Here is a 2,185-nt window from a genome sequence, read left to right as displayed (position 1 = left end):
GACCGTCAAAGATGCCACCGGTGGCAACTTCGAAGATCTGGCCACCAACCCGGCGCCAGCCGTCACCAACGTCACCGACACCATCGACACTTCGACCGTGACCCTGACCGCCACCACCAGCGTCGCTGAAGGCGGCACTGTGGTTTACACCGCAACGGTCGGTCAGCCAGTGACGGGGTCTCCAGTGACGGTGACCTTGGCCAACGGCCAAAACATCACCATCGAAGTCGGCAAAACCACCGGCACCGTCAACGCGGTCGCACCGAACGACGTGCTCAACGGTCACGCACCGTTGACCAACTCGATCACCGATGTGAGCGGTGGTAACTACGAGAACCTGGTCGCTGACAAAACACCGGTCAGCACCACCGTGACCGACACCACCGACACCACCACCCTCAGCCTGAGCGCGACTGACTCCGTGGCCGAGGGCGGTTCGATTGTTTACACCGCCACCCTGACCAATGCCGCCGGCACTCCGGTGACCGTGACATTGAGCAACGGCGCAGTAATCACCATCGCGGCGGGTGCCACCACGGGCACCGCGACCGTTGCGGCCCCGGCCGATGACGTCTACAAAGACGCTGGCAAAGTCGAAGCCACCATCAAGGACGCGACTGGCGGCAACTTCGAAAACCTGGTCAAAGACCCGTCGGCGGCTGTGACCAGCGTCACCGACACCATCGACACCAGCACCGTCTCGCTGACGGCCACTTCGAGCGTTGCTGAAGGCGGCACCGTCGTCTACACCGCGTCCGTGAGTGCGCCGGTTACCGGTTCGCCGGTCGTCGTGACGCTGTCCAATGGTCAGACGATCACCATCGACATCGGCAAAAGCAGCGGCACGGTCAATTTCGTCGCGCCGAACGATGCCCTGGCGGGCGGCAGCTCCCTGAGCGCCACCATCAAGGACGCCACCGGCGGCAATTACGAGAAACTGGACGTCAACGGCGACCCGGCCAAAACCACCGTCACTGACACCGTGGATAACACCACGCTGTCGCTGACAGCCACCGACACCGTGGCTGAAGGCGGCCAGATCACCTACACCGCGATCCTGACTAACGCTGCCGGCACGCCGGTTACCGTGACTCTGTCGAACGGCGCTGTGATCACCATCGACGCCGGCAAAACCACCGGTACCGTGACCGTTGATGCGCCGAAAGACGACGTCTACAAAGATGCCGGCAAGGTTGAAGTTACGGTCAAGGATGCTGCGGGTGGCAACTTCGAGAACCTGGTGACCAGCAACACGCCAGCCGTGACTAACGTCACCGATACCATCGACACTTCGACCGTGACCCTGAAGGCCGACGCATCGGCGGCTGAAGGTGGCACTGTCACTTACACCGCGACCGTCGGTCAGCCAGTGACAGGCTCGCCAGTCACGGTGACCTTGGCCAATGGCCAAAACATCACCATCGAAGTCGGTAAAACCACTGGCACTGTCACCACTATCGCGCCGAACGATGTGCTCAATGGCCATGCGCCGCTGACCAACTCGATCACCAACGTCAGTGGTGGTAACTACGAGAACCTCGTAGCCGACAAGACCCCTGTTTCGACCACGGTCACTGACACCGTCGACACTACCAACCTGTCGCTGAGCGCAACTGGCTCGGTCGCCGAGGGCGGTTCGATTGTTTACACCGCCACCCTGACCAACGCGGCTGGCACTCCAGTGACCGTGACGCTGAGCAACGGCGCTGTGATCACCATCGACGCCGGCAAAACCACCGGCACCGTAACCGTCGATGCGCCAAAAGATGACGCCTACATCGACGCTGGCAAAGTCAGCGCCACCATCAGCACTGCGACGGGCGGCAATTTCGAAAGCCTGGTGCCGAGCACTGTTCCAGCCGTGACCAACGTCACTGACACCATCGACACCTCGACGGTGAAACTGACGGCTACCGGTACTGCAGCTGAAGGTGGCACCGTCACCTACACCGCAACGGTTGGTCAGCCAGTAACAGGCTCGCCAGTAACGGTGACCTTGGCCAACGGCCAAAACATCACCATCGAGATCGGTAAAACCACTGGCACTGTCACCACTATCGCGCCGAACGACGTGCTCAATGGCCACGCGCCGTTGACCAACTCGATCACCAACGTCAGTGGTGGTAACTACGAAAACCTGGTAGCTGATAAGACTCCGGTCAGCACCACTGTCACAGACACCGTA

At 61.1% G+C, this 2,185-nt stretch carries 1 protein-coding gene; it reads left to right on the top strand.

All coding sequences use genetic code 11. The features are described from left to right. The coding region (locus V5E99_RS30865; protein ID WP_499806299.1) for an immunoglobulin-like domain-containing protein at positions 1-2,185 on the top strand (2,185 nt) is incomplete at both ends.

Source organism: Janthinobacterium sp. LPB2021202312-11-4 (genome assembly GCF_037049705.1).
In the GTDB taxonomy this organism is placed as follows: domain Bacteria; phylum Pseudomonadota; class Gammaproteobacteria; order Pseudomonadales; family Pseudomonadaceae; genus Aquipseudomonas.
The sequence above is the reverse complement of the archived record's forward strand: the minus strand, read 5'-3'. Positions and strand labels throughout refer to the sequence as shown.